Source organism: Mesorhizobium humile, from assembly GCF_033977215.1.
GTDB classification, from domain to species: Bacteria; Pseudomonadota; Alphaproteobacteria; order Rhizobiales; family Rhizobiaceae; genus Mesorhizobium; species Mesorhizobium humile.
The window spans coordinates 25,850-42,579 of record NZ_JAVIIV010000011.1; the positions used below are offsets into that span (position 1 = coordinate 25,850).

Genomic DNA, 16,730 nt, shown 5'->3' on the forward strand with positions numbered 1-16,730 from the left:
GCCCGCGACCCCTTCCGCAGGCTGGGCAAGCCGACTGACAGCATTTAGGCTTGCGCTCATCAGGCCCATTCCCTGACTGGTGTGGACGAGTGAGCGCTCAAGACGTCTCGCGCACGAACCCGACGACCGTCGCGGTTGAAGACGAGCAGCTGGTCCGATCTGACTGAGACATGCAGCGTCTGTCCGGTGACAATATGGGGTGCGCGCTCGGCGGAAAGCCTGGCTATCAACGGTTGCTGGAGGCCGCACGGGTCGAAATAAACGAACAAATCGGAGCCCATATGCTCGACCATGCGTACCGAGCCGGTGATCACGCCCGGGCCGGAATGTTCAGCAAACTGGAAAGCCTCTGGGCGGATGCCGACAGTGAATCTGGACCCCGGCGCTATCTCGCAAGCAACCGAAAGGGCCGAGCCCGCAAGATCGACCAAGCCTGGTTCGCGCATTGTTGCGTCCACCATGTTGATCTTTGGCGATCCGAGGAACTCAGCCACGCGTATGTCGTTCGGGTCGGCATAGATCTCCTGGGGCGGGGCAACTTGCAACATCTCGCCGTCGCGCATCACAACGACACGATCGGACAGCGTCATCGCTTCCGCCTGGTCGTGCGTCACATAGACAAATGTCACCCCAAGGCGACTGTGCAGGTCCTTGATCTCGGCACGCATTTGGACCCTCAGCTTGGCGTCGAGATTGCTGAGCGGCTCGTCCATCAAAAACACGGCAGGATGGCGCACCATGGCGCGACCGACCGCCACCCGCTGACGTTGTCCGCCGGACAGTTGTCCCGGTTTGCGATTGAGCAGATGCGCAATTCCGAGCGCTTCGGCGGTGCGAGAAACCTCCACCTCGATCCCGCTCATCACCGGCCCGGAGCCTGGTAGCCATCGGCCGATGAGCGGCAGGCGCTGCGCGCGACTCAGTCGTCGCATTCGCAACGGCAGGGCGATGTTCGCGGCGACACTCATATGCGGGTAAAGCGCATAGGATTGGAAAACCATCGCCACGTCGCGACGCTTCGGGCGTACTCCATCCACCACACGACCGCCAATCTCGATGCTGCCTGTGTCCTGGACCTCGAGCCCAGCCAGTATGCGCAACAATGTCGATTTTCCGCATCCCGACGGGCCGAGAAGGGTCAGGAACTCGCCATCCGCAATCGAGAGCGAAACGTCATGCAGCACCCTTGTGGCCCCGAACGACTTGCGAATATTTGTTATGGTAATCCCACTCACGCGGCGGCCTCCTCATTCCTCACGGAAGCGACGACACGCCCAACTGACCTCGTCGACGCGCACCGCTGATGGCAAAGGACGCAGCGCTCCAGCGGTCTGATAGACCAGCTGTCAAACGTGCCCAACGCAAGACGATTGGGTAACCTGCGCCAGATTTGACGGCGACATGCAATGCGAGCTGTCGGCTCACGTTGCGCAAAGCAATAAGTAAGGAACCCAACGCTATTGAGTGGAAATGTCATGCACCCATCCTGGGCCGGAACTCATGGCTACGCGGTACCGCCGGGACACGACAGTCCGGTGACAAATATCGAATAATGTGATGGATGGTCCCAGTTTGGAGATGAATGGCCGTAAGGGATCAGCCCTCCAACTATTTTTCCGGAGCTACCGATGACGAGCGAAGATGAAGCAGTGCCTTTGAACGCAATCCGCGCTTTCGTAACGATCGTGCGCGAAGGAAGTCTGACGCGGGCAGCTAACGCCTTAGGGACGACGCAGAGCTCAGTCAGCCGCTACCTAGCGGTTCTGGAAGGATATCTCGGGACAGACTTGATGGAACGGCGGGGCAGGCGAAGCGAACTAACCGAGTTTGGAAGATTATTCGCCAACACTGTCTCGGAGCCGCTCGATACAGTGTGCTTCACCGCTCAAAGAATGCGGCGGCGGACTCGGCCGAATGCCAACCGGATTGTCGTGCGCACATCACTTTCGACTTTTGCCTATTCATTCTTGATCCCAAATCTTCAGGCATTCTCCACCGAAATGGGCGGCGTGATGGTTGACGTGATCAGTTCGCTTTCGCTGCCGACATCCACCGACGATTTCGACATCTTGATTACACGCGACCTTTCGGTCGTCGAACCTGCCGATCATTGGGAAATCTACAACGAGCAACTCGTGTGTGTGGGCTCTCCAAATCACATAACGGGCAAAAGTCTTTCGGTCGTTCGCTCGATGCCGATAATCAACGTCACATCTCGTCCCGACATACTCCCCACCTGGCTGAGAGGGATGAATCTGACATCAAGGGATATCAAGTCGGGCGCACGATACGATCACAATTACCTTGCGCTGCCTGCCGTCATGACAGGAAAAAGCCTTCTTGTAGCGCCCGAGATCATCGTCAGTGACCTGGTGCGCACTGGCGCTTTGAATGTGGTGCCGGGATCGCTTACGCCAAGCGGTATGCAATACCGGGCCTATGCGGTCGATCGCTCTGACAATCCCGAACTCGCTCGCGCCTTTTGCCGGTGGTTGGCTCGACTGTGTAAGAAGGCGGCGATTTCGGAGGCTCGTTAATATCGCATTCGGCTATGGAAAGGTCTCAAAAATCGATCAATCCGTTTGATTGCCAACGACGTCGCTGAATACAGGTGGCAGTAATTCGATCATTCGTCGATTCCAGAGGCGCGCAAGATGCTGCAAACTGGTCAAAGCCCCAAGCACATCTCCGGAGCCTCCACGCTGACGAGCAGGGCATCGCTGCGAGCCCATATCTGCGCCGGCCGTCTGGCCCACGTCATGGCGGCGCACAGTCCCTTGTCGGCAATCCTGGCCGAGGAGGCAGGCTTCGATGGCATCTGGGCCTCCGGTTTCGAACTTTCCGCTCTTTATGGACTGCCCGATGTAAGCCTTGTCTCCATGACGCGGCACCTCGACATGGTCCGTTCGATGGCCGAGCAATCATCGCTGCCGATCATAGCTGATATCGACACCGGCTTCGGCAACGCCATCAACGTGATCTACGCCATCGAGCAATACGAGCGTGCGGGCGCCGCCGCGGTGGTCATTGAAGACAAGGCTTTTCCAAAGGTGACGAGCCTCCTGGCAGATGGTCGCCAGGAACTCATCCGGACCGAGGAATTCGCGGGAAAGATTCGGGCGGCCGTTGCCACGCGCGCAGACGCGGACTTCCTCGTCATTGCGCGCACCGAAGCGCTGATCGCCGGACTGGGTGAAGCCGAGGCCCTGAAGCGGGCCAGGGCGTATGAAGAAGCTGGCGCGGACATGATCTTGATCCACTCCAAGCGCAAGACGCCCGACGAGGTGGAAAGTTTTGTACGAGCATGGCGCGGCGAAGTTCCGATAGTCATCGTGCCGACGGCCTATCCGGAAATGAACGAGTCGCGCATCCGCGCGCTCGGCAAGATTGCGATGGTGATCTATGGCAATCATGCCATTCGGGCAGCGGTCACCGCGATGAAGGACGTCTTTACCCGCATCCGCGCCGACGGCGGTATTCACCGCATCGACCCCGAAATCGTGCCCGTGGAGGAAATCTTCCGACTGCAGAAAATGGACGCCGTCAAAGCGAACGAGGATAGGTTTCTGTGGTGACGTCACCAGGGCTACTTTCCGGACCATCGAAAATAGGTCTGAGGATGACCTCCTGATGCAGCCAAGTTCGTCCGTTTCTGCATCTTCGGTGTCGGGTTCGAGGTGCCGAGCTCATTTCGGTTTTCAGTTCGCAATGCGGGCACTGAGCTTCAGGCGCCCGCGTGTCTCTCGCGGCAACGGATTTTTCGATGCTATGGCGTGCGGCCGAGTTTTGTTGTCTTTCCATCAATGGAGCTCAGGCTGCTGCATGGTTCGGCGCCACCATCGTGCGAGCAGGCGCCGCTTGGCCAGCTACTTTTCGCGCGAGGTATGCCTCGCTGGTGCCCTACGGCAAATGATGCAATGGAGGTTTCGCCGAATTGGAAATTTTCGAAAGACTTGAAGCGTTGATTGATTCGCCGGGCGCGGAAACGGTCAATGAGGCACGCTCAATGCTGCGTCAATTCGAGGCGGTCGTGACTGCCGACGCGATCCACCAATTCTTGCTGGATCTGATGACCTTGGTGTTTGTGGTGGACGCTGCTCCTCAAAATTATCACGCGCCGGTGCGCAAGCTCGTCAAGGTCCGGCTGGCAATGCTCAAGATGCTTGGCGAAGCCTCGGCGTGAGCACCGGCCAAGCAAGCCTGTCGCGTGGCGCAAGCACTATCAGCCGGATGGCGAAACGGCTGAAAATCTGTCGCGGCTGCACGTTGAATGGCGCGTGCCGCGGATCCGGTGTCATCGCCTGTCGGTTCGAATTGGATGCTGAAGAGGTTCGAATCGGCATTCTGCCATCGTTGGAATGCCAGCCGGAAGGTGACGGACTGGCCATCGCGTAACGCTCCGTGCCGGCGAACGTGGCCATGTCACCTTGGCAAGCTGCCCGCCGGCTTCCGCGACTCCGAATGCCACGCGGCGGAAGGGTCTGGGGACGACTAGGCATGCAATTTGTCTTCGAGACCTTCCTGGAGCAGCTTTCGGAAAGCGTCGATGAGACGGATTTCCGCGACGCGATGGCGCGTGCTGCCGCGGCATTCGATCTCGTCAAATTCGCCTATCTGTGCCTGCCGCCACGGGCGCCGGGAAAGCCAAGGCTGATCTCGAACTATCCGCCACGCTGGACCGCTCATTACCTGAGCAACCATTATCACGCCATCGATCCGGTGATCGCGCGGGCGCAGGGCGGCCAATGCCCGTTTCTGTGGGGGCTTCACTACAGCCGAACCGGGCTGTCGGATTTCGAGCAGAAGCTCTTCGACGAAGCGGCCGCGTTCGGCATCCGCTGCGGTTTCACCATCCCGATCCTAGACAAGCGGGGCAACGTCGCCGCCATGAGCTTTGCCGCCGACGGGCTCAATCCGGCCCTCCTGCGGGTGACCGAGCGCTACCAAGAGGCATTTCGCTTCATGGCGACCTGCTTTCATATCTGCGTCCGCCGCAAGCTCTCGGCCGATCGGGTGGTCAATGGCGTGCAGCTGACGCCGCGCGAATATGAATGCCTGGAATGGGCCGCGCAGGGCAAATCCGCACGCGACATCGCCTCGATTGTTGGCATCAGGCGCCGCACCGCCGCCTTTCACCTGGAGAACGCCAGGAAGAAGCTTGGGCTGCGCACCCGCATGCAGGCCGTGGCGCAATTCTCAGCCGCCAGAACGGGTCTCGGCTGACCAGGCACCTGTACCGCTGTACAGGCTGCTTCGGCCTCACGCCTGGCCTCCAATGGCAGGGTCAATCCTGCCAGGAGGCCGATAATCATGCTGCAGCTTATTGCTCCCGAATGGTACGGCGACTTCGCCGACGAGCTCCACGAAATGCACCGTCTGCGCCACCGTGTCTTCAAGGAGCGGCTGGACTGGGACGTCGACACCAGCGGCGGCTACGAGATCGATCGCTTCGACGCGCTGAAACCCCACTATCTGCTGCTGCGCGGCTCAATTGGCAGCGTCGACGGCTGCGTCCGCCTGCTTGCCTCGACCGGGCCGACCATGCTTGGCGATATCTTTCCGGCCCTACTGGACGGACAGCCGGCGCCGCAGGATCCAAGAATCTGGGAAAGCAGTCGTTTCGCGCTCGACCTGCCGCCGTCGGCCGTCAAGGGGGCAGGCGGCATCGCTGGCGGCACCTACGCGCTCTTCGCAGGCATGATCGAGTTCGGCCTGTGGCGAGGTCTGAGCCGCATCGTCACCGTCACCGACCTGCGCATGGAGCGCATCCTGCGCCGGGCCGATTGGCCGCTCGAGCGGCTCGGCGAGCCGCGCGCGATCGGCCCCACCAAAGCCCTGGCCGGCTACCTCGAGGTCTCAAGCGAGCGCCTCGATGCCGTTCGCCGCAATGGCGGTCTTGCCGGTCCGGTGCTGTGGGCGCCGGTCAATCCACGAGGCCGCATGATGGCTTCGCTTCGTGCTTCGGGCGGAGATACCTGATGAGCCTGCCAGAACCTGACGCCGACCGGCCGGACTGGCGCGATGAGCGGTCCTATGACTACACCCTTGAGCTGACGCGGCGCGGCTGGGCCTGGGAATTCCTGCGGCGCAATCCGGCCTTCCGGCATGATCTGTCCCACGCATTGGAACGGGCCAGGTCTGTCGATCAGCGGCCGTCGCTCGATGTCATTTTATCCTCCGCCGACCTGTCGCGCTGGGGGCTTTTGTTTCGCGTCCTCGACGCACCCTGACGCAGCCACGTTCTGGTGCCCGAGCCGATGCCCTCAGGTGTTGCCGGTCGTCGCCGAACAGGTGTCCTCCTCGCCGGCGATGCCGGCGTTCGAACCGGCGAGTCTGCCCTGCCGTGCGAGTGTGCTCAGGCTGGTTGACGGTACCCAGCATCTCCTGCTGCACAGCGCCGGCCGGCAGCTTCAGCTCGCCGTTTCGGGGCAGAGTATCCTCGGCCCCGTTCGGCTGCGCACCGATGCGGTCTGGCCGGCCGGTGAGTGGCGGCAACGCCTCTGGGCGCTCAAATGCCTCAATAGTCTCGTGGCAGGGGAACGGTTGCCGAAAAGACTGTTTGTGCCGGAAGCGCGCGGTCGTCGCCTGCGCTTTGTTCTGCGGGCTCTTGACGGCTCAGTTGCGGGCGCCTCGTACCGAGACATCGCCGAAGCGCTGATTGGTCAGACGCGCGTGCGGGCCGACTGGACGGATCCTCGCGACCATCTGCGCGATCGCATCCGACGTGCCGTGACACGGGCTCGCGTGCTCATGAATGGCGGCTATCTCGACTTTCTTTCCTGACGTGTCTCGCGCCGTATAAATGCGTCAGCTGGTGAACAGCTCCCTGTAGCCCGTCGTCACCATCCAGTTCGCCCGGTCGAGATGGCTGCGGGCCGCATTGCGGGCGCGTTCTGGTTCGCGCTCCGGATCGATGCCGAGGATCAGTTCGGCCATCTCCTCGTAGCTGGCGTCATCGGCGGCGGCATCCAGCAAGCGCATATAGATGGTGAAGTGCTCCTTGTCGTAAGCCGTGAGGCTGTCCGACCATGGCGCTTCATCCGCTACCGGCACGGTCGAGTGAGGCTGCAACATCGCTGATTCCATCTTCAAGAGCGGTCTCGCAAAACCCGTCCGCGAGTGGATTGAGACGCTTGGTGTGGAATACATATTATAGTTGATAAACTCAAGGAGCCTGATCCGCTGACTTCTCACGCATGGACATGCGTCAGTTGGTCGGTCGGAATGTGATAAGGATCAGGCTGAAGAAAGGTCTGACGCAGGAACAGCTCGCCGAAGTTTCCGGCTTCAGCCAGCAGTATATCAGCGGTCTGGAGAAGGGCCGCCGCAATCCGACGATCGTCACCATCTATGAACTGGCATTGGCGCTTGGCGTCAGCCACATGGATCTGGTTCGTCCCGACAAATAATCGATCTTGGCGTGCAAATTGCTGGGCACCTGCGCGCCTGAAGGCGCGCATCGGGTGCTCGTGAACCGAGCCCGCTTGTCTTCGCGTCGCTCAGGCGGTCTCGGCCATTCGGCTTCGCCCCCTGGCGCGGGCAGCCCTTGCGGGCTGTGCCGGTCGCCGCCCCAGGGGCGGCGTTGTTTTTTGATTTGGCCTTCCCGGCGGCGCGGTGTGGGCGGCTCTCCCTTCTAGGCCCGCCGCGGCGGCCCGCAACCCTTCGCTTTGCTCCGGGTCCTCCACTTGCGTTCCGGTCCTTCGGATGCAGGCCACCTCTGACGGCGGGCCTTTCCGGTCGTTTTTCGCCGCCCACCCCGCTTTGCGGGGAAGGGCGCGGCGAGATTGGCGAGCGGAGATCTAATTATGCGCAAGACCGGCAAACATAGCGCTAGCGGAGAAGTAGGCGGCAAGAGGAGCGAGCCGCTTAAGGGCAGCCTTTATTCCGAGATCACAGACCGCATCATCGCCGATCTGGAGCGGGGTTGCGTGCCTTGGGTGAAGCCTTGGGGCAGCGCCAAGGCCAGCCTTGGCCTGCCGAAGAATGCCGCCACGGGGCGCGGCTATTCCGGCATCAACATCCTGATCCTGTGGGGCGCGGTCATCGAACACGGCTATGCCGGCCAGAACTGGCTCACCTTCCGGCAGGCGCTTTCCCTCGGCGGCAATGTCCGCAAAGGCGAGCACGGCACGACCATCGTGCATGCCGACCGCTTCGTCCCGAAAAACGAGAAGGAACGCGCCAAGGCGGAAGATACCGAGCCGCAGGCGGTGCCGTTTCTCAAGCGCTTCACCGTCTTCAATGTCGCTCAGTGCGAGGGCCTGCCCGACGCGCTTTACAGCCAGCCCGAGCCGCTGCCCGAACGCCAGATCATCCCGCATGCCGAGGCGCTTGTTCGCAAAACCGGTGCCGATATCCGCATCGGCGGCGACCGCGCCTTTTACATGCCGTCTGCCGATTTTGTTCAACTGCCGCCGCAACCGGCGTTCTTCGAGCAGATCAATTATTACCGAACCTGCTTCCACGAGCTTGGCCATTGGACCGGACACCCAACGCGGCTTGCGCGTGACCTCTCCGGCTCGTTCGGCAGCAAAGCTTATGCGCGCGAGGAACTGGTGGCCGAGATCACGGCTGCCTTTACCTGCTCGAGCCTCGGCATCGAGCCGACCGTGCGTCACGCCGACTATATCGCCTCATGGCTCGAGGTGCTGCGCGAGGACAACCGCGCCATTTTCCGCGCTGCCAGCCTTGCCTCGAAAGCCGCCGATTTCCTGCTGGCCTTCCAGACGGATGCCGAAACCAAGATGCGGGAAGGGATCGCGGCATGAGCGCTCCCGAATCCCGTTGCGCTGCAGAGCGAGCCGACGCCGCAACGCGAGCAGACGCTCGTTCCCGATGTCCGTCCGGCCGACCTCTTCGCCCGCCGAAGCGGGCTTCGCGAAGGTGGGTCACCGCCCGCGACCGGCTTGACCTTTTGATGGACGCGCCGATGCGCCCGCGCGCGGCGCAGGAAGACGCTCGATTTCGACCGCTTCGATGAAGCCAAACGAAACCAACTCGACCTGTTCTGACCCAGTTCGACCTGTTCTGACAAGGAAGCTTTGCCATGATCCTGATCACCGACGAATTGCGCGCCCGCCTTTGCGCCAATGGTGCCGCCGAAATCGAAACCGACCATGTTCCGGTCGTCAAACTGTTCAATCCGGTCGGCGCCGCGACTTGGCTTCTGAGCGAACTCGACGCCGACGGCGACACGCTGTTCGGGCTTTGCGATCTCGGCTTCGGCTTCCCGGAACTCGGCAGCGTCAGCCTCGCCGAACTGCAAGCCGTCAAGGGACCGCTTGGCCTCGGCATCGAGCGCGATCTCTATTTTCGTGCGCGGTTTCCGCTCTCGGTCTACGCCCAAGCCGCCCGGATTGCCGGCCACATTACCGAGGCCGAGCGGCTTTTGCGGCAGGCCGCCGCCGCTCTCGAAATCCCCACTCCCGAGCTTCCGCCAGACCGGGCGGAATGACCGCGCCGCCAGGCGCAAACATCCCGCCGCTCGGCCTGCGGCCTCGCGGTGGGGCTTTTGAAAGCCCAGACAAAGGAGAAAGACCCATGCAACTTGCCCATATTTCCATCGACCAGTTGAGCGTTTCCGCCATCAACATGCGTCATTCAAAGCGCGCACCAGACATATCCGACATCCTGCCGTCGGTCAGGGCGCGCGGCGTGCTCGTGCCGCTTCTGATCCGGCCCAATGGCACGCCGGACAGCTTCGAAATCGTCGCCGGGCGGCGGCGCTATTTCGCAGCCAAAACGGTCGCCGACGAGCGCGGCGAGGCCGAACCGCTGCCCTGCGCCATCATGGAAGAAGGCGACGACGCCGATGCGCTGGAGGCTTCGCTCATCGAGAACATCGCCCGCCTCGACCCTGATGAAGTCTCGCAGTGGGAGACCTTTGCGCGCCTGATCAAGGAGGGCCGCAGCGTTGCCGATATCGCCGCCACCTTTGGCCTCACCGAGCATCAGGTGAAGCGCATTCTGGCGCTCGGCGAGCTGTTGCCGAAGATACGCGAAGCCTATCGCCGCGAGGAGATCGACACCGAAACGGTGCGGCATCTCACCATGGTTTCCAAGGCGCAGCAGAAGGACTGGCTGGCGCTCTTTTGCGATCCCGACAGCCGAGCCCCGCGCGGCTGGCAATTGAAGCAATGGCTGTTCGGCGGCCAGTCGATTTCGACCAAGGTGGCGCTGTTTCCAATCGAGGACTATCCCGGCCTGATCGTCTCCGACCTGTTCGGCGAGGACAGCTATTTCGCCGATGCCGACCTGTTCTGGCAAAAGCAGAACGAGGGCATTGCCGCCAGGCGCGAGGCCTATCTGGAAGCCGGTTGGATCGACGTGGTCGCGCTCGAACCCGGCCAGTATTTCCATTCGTGGGACTACGAAAAGACGCCGAAGAAGAAGGGCGGCAAGGTGATCATCACCGTCTCGCAGCGCGGCGAGGTGGAATGTCATGAGGGCTACCTGTCGCACAAGGAAGCCCGCCGCGTCCGCGCAGAAGGCGACTTTGGTGAGGAAGCCGAACCGCGTGCCAAACCGTCGCGTCCCGAGTTGAGCGGGCCGATGCAGAACTATGTCGATCTGCACCGTCACGCCGCCGTGCGCGCCAGTCTGCTCGATCATCCGGGCGCAGCGCTGCGCCTGATGGTGGCGCATGCCATTGTCGGCTCGAGCCTGTGGACGGTACGTCCCGAGCCGCAGCGCGCGGCCAACGAAACGGTGGCCGCCAGCATCGCCGCTTGCAAGGCCGAAGCCGTCTTCGGTGAGAAGCAACGCGAGGTTCTGACCCTGCTCGGTTCTGTCGATGAGGATGGTCCGGTGACCGGTGGCAATGGCGACGACTTCGCGCTGGCCAGCGTCTTTGCCCGTCTGCTGGCACTCCCACACGACGATGTCCTGCGCGTTCTGGCGCTGGTCATGGCCGAGACGCTTTGCACGGGCAGCGCGATTGTCGAAGCGCTCGGCAATCATCTTGGCCTCGACATGCGCGGCCATTGGCAGGCCGACGAGGCCTTCTTCGAGCTGTTGCGCGACAGGCAAGTCGCCACCGAAATCCTCGCCGATGTCGGCGGCAGGCTCGTCGCCGATGGCAATTCTTCGCAGAAGCTGAAGACGCAAAAGAAGATCATCCGCGACTTCCTTTGCGGCGAGAACGGCCGGCAAAAAGTCGACGGCTGGCTGCCGCGCTGGATGGCATTCCCGGTGTCGAACTACACGAACCGTGGCGGTTTGCGCACCGCCGATCAGTGGGCGAAGGTCCAGACGCTGTTCGTGTCGGAATGATCCTCGCATGGCGGACGGCGACGTTTTCTGGCGTCGCCGCTCGTGCGCCAACCGGGCAGCATTTATCGCTCGGCAAAGTCTCGAGTAGACCGCAGCGCCGGTCCGGTTTCAGCCGCGCGCACCGGCCGACGGATTTCCAAAACACCCGGCCCGGTGGTGGCAATCTGGCGCTTTGTGCCTGGCACGATAGCGCTGGCACGGCGCTGGAGCGTCCGCAAACCTGTCCTCGGCCAACTTCTGCCTGGCTACCACGACCGCGTCTTTGCGACATCTCCTTTTGCTCGTGCGAGCACCATTCCCCTGCCGCTGGCTTGATGACCTATGGGCGGATCCGGCCCGCCCGAAACCCTCGGCCAGCAGCTTTTTTCCCCGCCGCCTGCGGCGGCTCCTCGCGCCCGCTTCGCTTCAAAAAAGTTGCCGCTCGGGTCCTCCGCTGCCGCTGCGGCCCTCCGGGTTCAGCCGGCCCGGACGCGCCCATCACGGTCCGCCATCGCAGGGGAATGGTCCCCGGCGACAAGCAAAAAGGAGACTTTCAAATGACCGCGATCGGATACGTTACCAAGCAGGACAATGGCGGCTACAAAGGCCAGCTCAAGACGCTCAGCGTCCGCGCCGAGATCGCCATCGTGCCCAACCAGTCAAAGAGCGCCGACACCCATCCTGACTTTAGGGTGCTGACCCAAGGCGTCGAGGTCGGTGCCGGCTGGATCAGGATCGGCGAGGCATCCGGCAAGGACTATGTGAGCCTGTCGATCGCAGCACCGGAGTTCGGCCCGCGAAAACTCTACGCCAATCTCGGCCGCGCCGCCGGCCAGGATGACGACGACACCTTCGCCATCATCTGGAACCCGGCCGACTGACGCAACAGGCCCCCGCGCCACCGGCGCGGGGGCTCTTTCAGCCGAACTGAGCCAGCCCGCAGGGGCGGCGAAAACTCGCCGTTGACTCTTCGCCCGTCCCGCAAGCGCTTTTCCTTGCCGATCCTCCCACCGTCTTCAGCCGACGAAACGAGGATCATCATGGACGACGAAAACGAACGCGCCGCCCGCGCCAAGAAGGGCAGTCCGTTCCTCAACACCGCGCAGGCCGCTTTCTATGTCGGGCTCTCTCAGCGGACTTTGGAAAAGATGCGGCTCAAGGGCGGCGGCCCACAATTTCGCAAGCACGGCCGCTTCGTCCGCTACCACATCGACGAGCTCGACGCCTGGTCGAAAGGCCAGCCGAAGGGCTTTGACGCCGATGACAATCGCGCAGGCCAGCCATGATCGCGCGGCCTTCTCTTCATCTGATCGGCAGCCGGTTGCGGCGCGTTCGCGCGCGCAAGATGCTTGCCGCGGCATGCATCGGCCTTGGCCTGATCGGCTTCACCGCTTTCGTCAAGCCGACGCCCGTACTGGTCTGGAATGCCTCGGCCAGCGCGCCAATCGGGCTCTATGGCCTTGGCCTTGGTGCCGCTCGCGCCGGCGATTTCGTGCTTGTCCGCTTGCCCAAAATGGCCGCTCACCTCGCCGACCAACGCGGCTATCTGCCTCGCAACGTGCCGCCGGTGAAGCGTATCGCCGCACTGCCGCACGAGCATGTCTGCGCCTTCAATGACGCCATCATCATCGGCGGCGAGATCGTGGCACGCCGCGTTCCGGTCGACACGCAAGGCCGAACCTTGCCTTGGTGGAACGAATGCCGGGCACTGACCGGCGACGAAGTTTTCCTGATCAATGGCGAGGCTCCCGGCTCCTTCGACAGCCGGTATTTCGGGCCGGTGCCGGCCGCCAATATCGTTGGGAGGCTCGTGCCGCTATGGACCGAGTGACCCTCCTGATTTTGGGCATGGTGTCGATTGCACCATGCGCCTGTTCCGCCGCGACCGGCGCACAGCCGGCCGTCATCTCCCAAGGTCCGCAGCTGGCAAGATGGCAAGAGTTCGTTACCGAGGCAAGCCTGCGCTTCAGTGTTCCACAGTCCTGGATTTATGCCGTCATGGATGCCGAAAGCCGTGGGCAGACCATGCTCAACGGTCGGCCGATCACTTCACGAGCCGGTGCGATTGGGCTGATGCAGGTGATGCCCGACACCTATGAGGAACTGCACGTCGAGCATGACCTCGGAGCCGATCCGCACGATCCGCGCGACAATATTCTGGCCGGTACAGCCTATCTGCGCGCCATGTATGATCGCTTCGGCTTTCCTGGGCTGTTCGCAGCCTACAACGCCGGGCCGGATCGATATGAGGCGCATCTGGAACGCGGCAAGCCGCTGCCGAGAGAGACAGTCTTGTATCTCGAACAGCTTAAGGCGGCGGGTGTTTCGGCGGTCGACATGGATCAGTTCAAGGGCAAATCTCGACCGCCAAAAGCGCCGAAAATCTCCTTAGGGCGCGAATTGTTTTTCCTGAGGGACGGCGTTTCGGCGGGCGGTTCGAGTGGCGGAATTCTGGTGCCGCTCGGGTCTCAGCCAGGTGGGTCAGCGCGGCCGGACGGCAGATGAGGGCAAGGTGCTGGGCGGGGCGGGTGGGGGCACGCTATTGGCCCCGGTCGGGGCCGTGGGTTATCTCTCTCTGACTGCCCATTGTGGCACCGCTCTGCGGCGTCAAGGACCAGCGGTCCCCCCAATTTTGCCGCCGGACGCTGAAGCGCCCGACGACCAAATCGGCTCCCCCGCACGCCGCGTTGCGCTCGCTAAAGCGATCCGTGACCCTCGATGCGCCGGTGCGGGCACCTTCCGTCAGAGAACGAAAGGAGATTTCCATGACACATCGCAAAATCGTCAGCATCGACGGTGGCAGTGCAGAATATGGCGGCAGCGCAAGCTGGGCTTCCTGCTCATCCATGAGGCCGAGTGGGCGCTTTCGCGCCTGAATCGGGCGCCGATGTACCTCCACGGCGGCTATGACGAGAACGGCGACGTCATCGCCTTCGAAAACCTCCGGCCATATGCCGACATGGAGGACGCGATCCGGGCGATCGAGGCGAACGAGACGGCCGTCAGCATCCTGGTCGCGCAACGCCGCACCAAGATCGGCGACCATGAGGTCAAGGCGGTGGTCCGGGAGCTTAAGGATCGGGACCGCGACTAAAGTCGAGACGAGAGACGGCATCCGCCGCCTCTCGTCCTATGTCGCCACCGCGGAATTCCGATGGCGCGGCCGCATCTCGGTGGCGCGTTGCACGCCGTTAGGCGCCGAGCTCGAAGCAGCGCATGGACCGCCGGAGGCAACATCCGCCCGTGAGCTTGGCTTATGTACCACTGAAATGAATCATGCCGTCTTTACTGCGATGGAATTGGAATTGAGCAATTGATATTGATGAATTATTGCAGGTTGATGGGGTGTCTAATTGGTAAGGCAAGATAAAGGCACCGCCTCCATGAGGCGGTCAAGTCTTTGTCTGCACATCGTTTTCCCAGGAGGCACCCTGCGGCGCCAAGAGGCCGCGGGGCGCAAGACGCTGATTTTGCTGCAGTGTTTCGGGAGGCTGGCGTGAAAGACGACGAGTTCAAGCCAAGGCTCGGCAAAATCGGGTCGCGAGGCTCGAGAGCAGGGCAGCGGTTCGCCAATCAACTTCGGGCCGCTATCAACCGAGCCGGTGGCAAGTCTTGGCGCGGCAGTCATTTCACTGGAAGCCGGGAAGGGCGCGGCGGAGCGGCCGCCGCGCTGCTGAAATCCCGTGATCGCTATGCCGCCTTTCGCCAGCGACGGGTTGTGGTCAAAGCACGAATTGTGAAGCTGGCCGGCAAGGGCGTGGACGGAGCACGAGCGCATCTGCGCTATCTCCAGCGCGACGGCGTCACCCACGAAGGCGAGCCTGGCCAACTCTATGGTGCCGACAAAGATCGGGTCGATGGCAAGGCGTTCATCAATGGTGCCGACGGTGACCGGCATCAGTTCCGCTTCATCGTCGCAGCCGAAGACGGCTTCGAGTATGACGATCTAAAGCCGCTCACGCGGCGCCTCATGGCGCGGATGGAGGAAGATCTCGGCACGAAGCTCGACTGGGTTGCCGTCGACCATTTCAACACCGGCCATCCGCATACGCATATCATCGTCCGAGGGAAGGACGACCGCGGCGAGAATCTTGTCATCGCACCCGACTACATCTCCTCTGGTTTGCGAGAGCGCGCGGCTGAGCTGGTCAGCCTCGACCTCGGTCCACGCACCGACCGGGAGATCGAGCAGCGCCTGCGCCATGAGATGGAACAGGACCGTTTCACCAGCATCGACCGGCAGCTGCTTCGAATGCGCGATGACGATGGGCTTGTTTCGGCGGCCAGCGGCGACGCTTTTCGCCAGACGTTGCACCAGGGCCGCCTGCGAAAGCTCGAGCGGATGGATCTTGCAGCGGAGATCGGCTCCGGCCGCTGGCGCCTGGACGATGAGCTCGAAGCAACGCTGCGTCGGTTGGGCGAGCGCGGCGATATCATCAAGACCATGCATCGCGCGCTGGCGAGCAAGGGACTCGCGCGCAGTGCAGCCGATTGTTTGGTCTACGATGCGGGACAGAATGCCAAACCTGTGGTCGGCCGCACTGTCGCACGAGGGCTGAGCGACGAGATCAATGACAGGCACTATCTCATCGTCGACGGCGTGGACGGTAAAAGCCACTACATCGACATCGGCAAAGGCGAGGCCACCGAGCCGACGCCTGACGGCTGCATCGTTCGTGTCATGCCGCGAAGCACGGAGCCCAGACAAGTTGACCGGAGCATTGTCTGGATCGCTGCAGCGAATGGCGGGCGCTACAACGTCGATATTCATCTGAGGCAGGACCCTTCCGCTACCGAACGCTTTGCCGAGACGCATGTCCGGCGGCTGGAAGCGATCCGGCGAGCCGCCGGCGGCTTGGAGCGCCAGCCGGACGGAACCTGGATCATCGCGCCGGATCATCTCGATCGTGTTGCGGAATACGAGCGCGATCGCGCTAAGGGGGAGCCAGTCCTGGTCGATAAGGTCTCATCGCTGCCGCTGGAGAAGCAAGTCAGTTTCGACGGTGCCACCTGGCTCGACCGGGAACTGGTTTCCGACAAACTCGAAGGGTCGCGCAACTCTGGATTTGGCCGCGAGTTACGAGAGGCGCAAGCCCGCCGGCGGCAGTGGCTGATTGCTCAAGGACTCGCGCACGAAGAGCAGGACCGGATCGTCTATCGCGCCAACATGATTTCGATCCTGCGCCAGCGCGAGCTGAACCGCGTTGCCGGTCAGCTATCGAGTGAGCTAGGTCTTTCATATTTCGAGGCAAAGGCTGGAGATCGACTGGAAGGTAAGATGGTCCGATCGGTCGAACTCGCCAGCGGGAAATATGCCGTCATTGAAAAGTCGCGTGAGTTCACTCTCGTGCCGTGGCGGCCAGTGCTTGACCGACATATCGGAAAGGAGGTCTCCTCCGGGATCATGAGCGGGGAGGGGATTTCATGGACCATCGGTCGGCAAAGGAGCGGACCGACTGTTTCGTGACCTGCTTGTACTG

The 16,730-nt window shown here is 62.2% G+C and carries 20 protein-coding genes; 18 read left to right on the plus strand and 2 right to left on the minus strand.

What is annotated here, in order from left to right; translation table 11 throughout:
• Positions 1 to 59: 59 nt before the first annotated feature.
• Positions 60 to 1,235 carry an ABC transporter ATP-binding protein gene (locus RFM52_RS17545; RefSeq protein ID WP_320292950.1) on the minus strand — a complete coding sequence of 392 codons (1,176 nt, stop codon included), beginning with the start codon at positions 1,233 to 1,235 and terminating at the stop codon, positions 60 to 62.
• Between the two features lie 393 nt (positions 1,236 to 1,628).
• Between RFM52_RS17545 and RFM52_RS17550 the strand changes: the two genes are divergently transcribed.
• From RFM52_RS17550 to RFM52_RS17585, 8 genes are all read left to right on the plus strand, one after another.
• Complete coding sequence (locus tag RFM52_RS17550; RefSeq protein WP_320292951.1) at positions 1,629 to 2,537, plus strand: LysR family transcriptional regulator; 909 nt, start codon at positions 1,629 to 1,631, stop codon at positions 2,535 to 2,537.
• Between the two features lie 117 nt (positions 2,538 to 2,654).
• A complete protein-coding gene (locus tag RFM52_RS17555; RefSeq protein ID WP_320292952.1) occupies positions 2,655 to 3,575 on the plus strand; it encodes a phosphonopyruvate hydrolase in 921 nt (306 codons plus the stop codon).
• A gap of 359 nt (positions 3,576 to 3,934) precedes the next feature.
• Positions 3,935 to 4,183, plus strand: a complete 249-nt coding sequence (locus RFM52_RS17560; RefSeq protein ID WP_320228035.1) for a hypothetical protein — start codon at positions 3,935 to 3,937, stop codon at positions 4,181 to 4,183.
• Positions 4,180 to 4,395 carry a hypothetical protein gene (locus RFM52_RS17565; RefSeq protein ID WP_320292953.1) on the plus strand — a complete coding sequence of 72 codons (216 nt, stop codon included), beginning with the start codon at positions 4,180 to 4,182 and terminating at the stop codon, positions 4,393 to 4,395. Before RFM52_RS17560 ends, RFM52_RS17565 begins: the two co-directional genes overlap by 4 nt.
• 102 nt (positions 4,396 to 4,497) lie before the next feature.
• Positions 4,498 to 5,223: a helix-turn-helix transcriptional regulator gene (locus RFM52_RS17570; RefSeq protein WP_320252996.1), complete on the plus strand. Its 726-nt coding sequence runs from the start codon at positions 4,498 to 4,500 to the stop codon at positions 5,221 to 5,223.
• A gap of 87 nt (positions 5,224 to 5,310) precedes the next feature.
• Complete coding sequence (locus RFM52_RS17575; protein WP_320292954.1) at positions 5,311 to 5,979, plus strand: acyl-homoserine-lactone synthase; 669 nt, start codon at positions 5,311 to 5,313, stop codon at positions 5,977 to 5,979.
• Positions 5,979 to 6,230: a transcriptional regulator domain-containing protein gene (locus RFM52_RS17580; RefSeq protein ID WP_320256351.1), complete on the plus strand. Its 252-nt coding sequence runs from the start codon at positions 5,979 to 5,981 to the stop codon at positions 6,228 to 6,230. The genes RFM52_RS17575 and RFM52_RS17580 overlap by 1 nt, the downstream gene beginning before the upstream one ends.
• Positions 6,231 to 6,267: 37 nt before the next feature.
• Complete coding sequence (locus tag RFM52_RS17585) at positions 6,268 to 6,783, plus strand: DUF2285 domain-containing protein (RefSeq protein ID WP_320292955.1); 516 nt, start codon at positions 6,268 to 6,270, stop codon at positions 6,781 to 6,783.
• A gap of 24 nt (positions 6,784 to 6,807) precedes the next feature.
• Here RFM52_RS17585 and RFM52_RS17590 read toward each other — a convergent pair whose 3' ends face one another.
• Positions 6,808 to 7,074, minus strand: coding sequence for a DNA -binding domain-containing protein (locus tag RFM52_RS17590; protein WP_320292956.1), 267 nt, complete (start codon positions 7,072 to 7,074; stop codon positions 6,808 to 6,810).
• A 122-nt stretch (positions 7,075 to 7,196) separates the two neighbouring features.
• Here RFM52_RS17590 and RFM52_RS17595 point away from each other — a divergent pair, with 122 nt between their 5' ends.
• The 10 genes from RFM52_RS17595 to rlxS all read left to right on the plus strand — a co-directional run bounded on the left by RFM52_RS17595 (position 7,197) and on the right by rlxS (position 16,717).
• Entirely contained in the window at positions 7,197 to 7,409 is a 213-nt protein-coding gene (locus RFM52_RS17595; RefSeq protein ID WP_320222794.1) for a helix-turn-helix transcriptional regulator, read from the plus strand.
• Positions 7,410 to 7,805: 396 nt separating this feature from the next.
• Positions 7,806 to 8,768 (plus strand): ArdC family protein, encoded by a 963-nt coding sequence (locus tag RFM52_RS17600; protein ID WP_320292957.1) that lies wholly within the window; start codon positions 7,806 to 7,808, stop codon positions 8,766 to 8,768.
• A gap of 278 nt (positions 8,769 to 9,046) precedes the next feature.
• Positions 9,047 to 9,454, plus strand: coding sequence for a DUF2958 domain-containing protein (locus RFM52_RS17605; RefSeq protein WP_320292958.1), 408 nt, complete (start codon positions 9,047 to 9,049; stop codon positions 9,452 to 9,454).
• 86 nt (positions 9,455 to 9,540) lie between these two features.
• The gene (locus tag RFM52_RS17610) at positions 9,541 to 11,271 is read left to right on the plus strand and encodes a ParB/RepB/Spo0J family partition protein (protein ID WP_320292959.1); all 1,731 of its coding nucleotides are present in this window, start codon (positions 9,541 to 9,543) and stop codon (positions 11,269 to 11,271) included.
• 536 nt (positions 11,272 to 11,807) lie between these two features.
• Positions 11,808 to 12,131 carry a DUF736 domain-containing protein gene (locus RFM52_RS17615; RefSeq protein WP_320292960.1) on the plus strand — a complete coding sequence of 108 codons (324 nt, stop codon included), beginning with the start codon at positions 11,808 to 11,810 and terminating at the stop codon, positions 12,129 to 12,131.
• A 159-nt stretch (positions 12,132 to 12,290) separates the two neighbouring features.
• Positions 12,291 to 12,536: a helix-turn-helix transcriptional regulator gene (locus tag RFM52_RS17620; RefSeq protein ID WP_320222788.1), complete on the plus strand. Its 246-nt coding sequence runs from the start codon at positions 12,291 to 12,293 to the stop codon at positions 12,534 to 12,536.
• Positions 12,533 to 13,081, plus strand: coding sequence for a S26 family signal peptidase (locus RFM52_RS17625; protein ID WP_320292961.1), 549 nt, complete (start codon positions 12,533 to 12,535; stop codon positions 13,079 to 13,081). The genes RFM52_RS17620 and RFM52_RS17625 overlap by 4 nt, the downstream gene beginning before the upstream one ends.
• Positions 13,069 to 13,755 (plus strand): lytic transglycosylase domain-containing protein, encoded by a 687-nt coding sequence (locus RFM52_RS17630; RefSeq protein ID WP_320292962.1) that lies wholly within the window; start codon positions 13,069 to 13,071, stop codon positions 13,753 to 13,755. The genes RFM52_RS17625 and RFM52_RS17630 overlap by 13 nt, the downstream gene beginning before the upstream one ends.
• Positions 13,756 to 14,137: 382 nt before the next feature.
• Positions 14,138 to 14,344, plus strand: a complete 207-nt coding sequence (locus RFM52_RS17635; RefSeq protein ID WP_320292963.1) for a hypothetical protein — start codon at positions 14,138 to 14,140, stop codon at positions 14,342 to 14,344.
• Positions 14,345 to 14,746: 402 nt separating this feature from the next.
• A complete protein-coding gene (gene rlxS, locus RFM52_RS17640; protein WP_320292964.1) occupies positions 14,747 to 16,717 on the plus strand; it encodes a relaxase/mobilization nuclease RlxS in 1,971 nt (656 codons plus the stop codon).
• Positions 16,718 to 16,730: the final 13 nt, after the last annotated feature.